The 4,299-nt window shown below is 68.5% G+C and carries 6 protein-coding genes; 2 read left to right on the plus strand and 4 right to left on the minus strand.

Annotated features, from left to right (window positions below; all coding sequences use genetic code 11):
* From mraW to mraZ, 3 genes are all read right to left on the minus strand, one after another.
* Positions 1 to 379, minus strand: a 379-nt coding sequence (mraW, locus tag VF697_RS18315; RefSeq protein ID WP_331096728.1) for a 16S rRNA (cytosine(1402)-N(4))-methyltransferase, incomplete at its 3' end; no start/stop codon positions are given.
* 12 nt (positions 380 to 391) lie between these two features.
* Entirely contained in the window at positions 392 to 769 is a 378-nt protein-coding gene (locus VF697_RS18320) for an STAS domain-containing protein (RefSeq protein ID WP_331096730.1), read from the minus strand.
* Positions 770 to 832: 63 nt separating this feature from the next.
* Positions 833 to 1,285 carry a division/cell wall cluster transcriptional repressor MraZ gene (mraZ, locus tag VF697_RS18325; protein WP_331096732.1) on the minus strand — a complete coding sequence of 151 codons (453 nt, stop codon included), beginning with the start codon at positions 1,283 to 1,285 and terminating at the stop codon, positions 833 to 835.
* A gap of 322 nt (positions 1,286 to 1,607) precedes the next feature.
* Between mraZ and VF697_RS18330 the strand changes: the two genes are divergently transcribed.
* Both VF697_RS18330 and VF697_RS18335 read left to right on the plus strand, forming a co-directional pair.
* On the plus strand, positions 1,608 to 1,751 hold the full coding sequence (locus VF697_RS18330) for a hypothetical protein (RefSeq protein ID WP_331096733.1): 144 nt from the start codon (positions 1,608 to 1,610) through the stop codon (positions 1,749 to 1,751).
* 111 nt (positions 1,752 to 1,862) lie between these two features.
* Complete coding sequence (locus VF697_RS18335; protein WP_331096735.1) at positions 1,863 to 2,585, plus strand: PilZ domain-containing protein; 723 nt, start codon at positions 1,863 to 1,865, stop codon at positions 2,583 to 2,585.
* Between the two features lie 3 nt (positions 2,586 to 2,588).
* Here the strand turns inward: VF697_RS18335 and VF697_RS18340 are convergent.
* On the minus strand, positions 2,589 to 4,299 hold a 1,711-nt coding region (locus VF697_RS18340), incomplete at its 5' end, for an acyl-CoA dehydrogenase family protein (RefSeq protein WP_331096738.1).

A 4,299-nucleotide genomic window follows, 5' to 3' on the forward strand; every position in this document is an offset into this window, starting at 1 on the left:
CCGTGTCGCCCATGCGCATGTCCAGCGGCCCGTCCTTCTGGAAGGAGAAGCCGCGCTCGGCCACGTCGAGCTGGGGAGAGGACACGCCCAGGTCCACCAGCACGCCGTCCACCGGCAGCACGTCCGAGGCCACGTCGAGCAGGTCCCCGAAGTTGCCCTGGCGCGCGCTGAAGCGCGGGTAGCCGGCGAGCCGGGCCCGGGCGGCCTCGAGGGCCACGGGGTCGCGGTCCACACCGATGACGGTCGCACCTCGGGCGAGGAGCGCCTCCGTGTGGCCACCACCTCCCAGTGTGCCGTCGATGATCACCGTCCCCGCTCCCGGTCGAAGGACTTCCACCGCCTCCTTCAGGAGGACGGTCTGGTGGCTGAAGTCAGCCAAGAGGTGCCCACATCAGACGAAGGGAGCCCGCGCGAGCGCGAAGGCGGCCCGGGCATCGTTCATATGCGGGTAGAACTCGAAGGCGTTGTAGGCGCCCGCGGCCCGGAAGATGGCGGACAGGTAGGGCGAGAGCCCCGCCAGCTTCACGTCCCCGCCCGTCTTGCGGAAGGCCTCGGCGCGCGCCATCAGCGGCTTCACGCCGCGGTAGTCCAGGTGGCTCACTTCGCTGAAGTCGATCACCACGTTGCGCAGGCCCCGCTGCATGCGGCGCACGAGCTCCTCGCACAGCTCGGTGAGATCCTTCTCCAGAAGCTCCCCCTCGAGCATGAGGGTCTCCACGCGTCCACTCGACACCGCGCGAATGCCCTGTGACTCGGCTGTCTGGTTCATGTCGCCACCTTCCCGGCTTTCCTGCTTCGCGTCCAGATTTTGGCTACAGCGAGCTACAGCCCGCTACACCGAGCGCAGCTCCGTGAGCACGCGCATGACGTCCGCGCTGGAGGCCTCCTTGCGCGCCTCCTCCTGGGCCTTCGCCCAGCCCTCGCGGCTCCACAGCTCAATCACCTTCACCATCCCCGCCCACACCACGTCCTTGTCCAACCCCGCGTGGGCGCGCAGCGACGGCGGAATGAGCACGCGCCCGAGCTTGTCGAGCGGGCACTCCTGCGCGCTGGCCACGTAGAGCCGCATGAGCGTCTTCACCCCGGGCTCCATCGGGTTGCGCTTGGCGAGAGCGGCCTCGAGCTGCTCCCACTCGCGCACCGGATAGGCGTGGAGGCAGGGGTCCAACGCCGTGGTGATGATGAGGCGCTCGTCGTAGCCCCCCACGAGCGTCTCGCGCAGCCGGGCCGGGAGGCTGGTGCGCCCCTTCGCGTCGATCTGGTGCTCATAGACGCCACGGAACACGCGGAGAGGTCCACCCTGTCAGCCCGGCCGATCCACATTACGCCACCCCTTCCCACTCCGATCCACTTGGGCGGCGGAAAATACGCGCGGCCCCCTACCCGGTCAAGAAATGCAACAGGCCCGTACAGGCCCGTGTCTCCGAGGGGATAGAGGCCCGGGGAGCCGGAGTGGGAAGAAGTGGAGGAGACCGGACGGATTGACCCCGGCGAAAGGCCCCTGCATTACTGCCGCCGCTGGGTGCCCCCCTTGGGGCCGCCCACTCCTCGCATCCTGGCCGGGGGTGCGAGGGACTCATCCGGACGCGCCCTCGGGGCGTCCTCTCTTGACGATGAGCGTGAACGCCACCTCGACCCGGAGCGGCAGCGTGAAGCTGGTGCTCGACGGCACCATCAAGACCACCGAGGGCAGCTACGTCTACACCAACAAGACCCTCGATATCACTGCCGGTGAACTGCCGGAGGCCTAGTCGCCTCCTCAGCACGGTGGCACCCGAGGCCGGGTCTTCCACGCTGGAAGCCCGGCCTTCTTCATGCCTTATGATCCGCCCATCCATGCACCCAGCCAGGGGACAGCAGCCATGAGCCAGACCGCGACCCAGAAGGCCCCCGCCGAGGTCCGCCTCAAGGTGGCCTACAAGAAACCGGAAGCGCTGCTGAGCGAGTACACGCGCAGCGTCGGCCAGGGAGGCGTGACGCTGCAGGTGCAGAAGAGCCTGCCGCTCGGCACGCGCTTCGTCTTCGAGATGCACAACCCCGGGGTGCCCACGCCGGTGGAGGTGCTGGGCGAGGTGGTGCGGGTGACGCCGCAGCCCAACGGGCGCTACATGATCACCGTGAAGTACGACGCGGGCATGGACCGTGGCGGGCTGGACGCGGTGCTGCAGCGCATCTTCGACCTGCAGGAGTTCGAGAAGCTGCGCCGCTACCCGCGCATTCCGCTGCGCCTGCCGGCGATGGAGGAGGAGACGCCCTTCGCGCCGCCCTACTTCGTGAAGGACCTGTCGCGCGGGGGCGTGGGGCTGGAGGTGGAGGCCCCGACGCTGCCCCAGTCGGTGAAGGTGGGCATGCCCTTCCTGCTGGAGATGGACCTGACGCTGGGGACGCTCATGCTGCACGGCGAGGTGGCGTGGACGTCCGCGGGTGGGCCGGAGGTGCTGCCCACCTTTGGCGTCAACTTCGGCACGTTGAGCCGGGACACCCACGAGCGGCTGGAGAAGCTCCTCTCGCTGGAGTCCCTCCCGCCGCCGCCCTGGCGCGCCCGCGTCTGCTTCGGCATGGACGCGGTGATGAAAATGCCGTGAGCGCTACACCGCCGACAGCGGGTAGCCGCTGGCCTGCTCCACGGACTTGAGCACCGTCTCGCGCAACTCCACCGGGTCGTACGGGGTGAAGAGCTCCAGCCGCGCCACCTTGCCCAGGTGCTCCTTGAGCGCGTCTCCCTTCGCGGTGGCGCACAGCGCGAGCCGGGCCCTGTCGTAGGAGCGCGCGTTGGCCTCGGTGGCGTACTGCCGCGTCATCGCCACCCGCGCCGCGTCGAGCTTCCCGTCCGCCGTCTGCCGCGTGCGCGTCACCATCGAGTCCAGTGCGTACGCGTCCATGACGATGTCCGCCACCGTGGCCAGCACCACCTGGTGCTCCTCGATGGCCGGGCCGAACGCCTCCGCCGCCACCTTCAGCGTGTAGATGGCCAGTCGCTTGAGGTTCTCCGTCGCCTGCTCCTCCGCGGCCAGCTCGTCCTGCACCCGCGCCTTCGGCAGCCGCCCCGCCGACAGCTCCTCGTCCACCGCCTGCGCCACCTCGAAGAGCGGCAGCGTGCCCTTCATCGTGCGCTTGAGCAGCATGCCCGCGATGAGCATGCGGTTGATCTCGTTGGTGCCCTCGAAGATGCGGTTGATGCGCGCATCCCGGTACGCGCGCTCCACCGGGTACTCCTCGATGTAGCCCGCCCCGCCGTGGATCTGCACCGCGTCGTCCACCAGGTACCCGAATGCCTCCGAGCCGTACACCTTCATGATGGAGGACTCGATGGCGTACTCCTCGATGGCGGCGATGAGGCGCGCCTCGTAGTCCGCCGCCGTCTTGTTCGCCCCGGCCATGGACGCGTCCACCAGACCCGCCGTGCGGTACGTCATGCTCTCCACCGCGTAGACGAGCGTGGTCATCCGCGCGAGCTTCTCGCGGATGAGCGGAAAGCTGGCGATGGTCGCCTTGAACTGCTTGCGCTCCTGCGCGAAGAGCAGCGCGTTGCGCAGCTGCAGCTTCATGCCGCCGAGCACGCCCGCGCCCAGCTTGAGCCGGCCGTAGTTGAGGATGTTGAAGGCGATCTTATGCCCCTTGCCCACCTCGCCGAGCAGGTTCTCCCGGGGGATGCGCGCGTCCTCGAAGTAGAGCGGGCACGTGGACGAGCCACGGATGCCCATCTTGTGCTCCTCGGGGCCCACGGTGAACCCGGGCGTGCCGCGCTCCACGATGAAGCCGGTGAACTTGTCGCCGTCCACCTTGGCGAACACCACGAACACGTCCGCGAAGGCCGCGTTGGTGATGTAGAGCTTGGAGCCGTTGAGGATCCACTCCTTGCCGTCCGGAGACAGCACGGCCTTCGTCTTGGCCCCCAGCGCGTCCGAGCCACTGCCCTGCTCGGTGAGGGCGTAGGCCGCGACGAGCTCGCCGGTGGCCAGCTTCGGTAGGTACTTCTGCTTCTGGGCATCGTTGCCAAACCAGACGATGGGCAGCGTGCCGATGCCCGTGTGCGCGCCGAAGGATACGGACCAGGAGCCCTGCATGCTCATGGCCTCGGCGATCAGCAGCGAGGTCGTCTTGTCCAGCCCGAGGCCCCCGTACGCCTCGGGGATGTCGATCATCAGCAGGCCGAGCTCGCCCGCGCGGCGCAGCAGGTCGCGCAGCAGCGCGTTGTCCTTGGCCTCGATCTTGTCGGACAAGGGGAGGACCTGCTCCACGGAGAACTGGAGCGCCGTCTTGAGGTAGAGGCGTTGCTCCTCGGTGAACAGTTCGGGC

The organism is Archangium sp., from assembly GCF_036388035.1.
Taxonomy (GTDB): Bacteria; Myxococcota; Myxococcia; order Myxococcales; family Myxococcaceae; genus Archangium.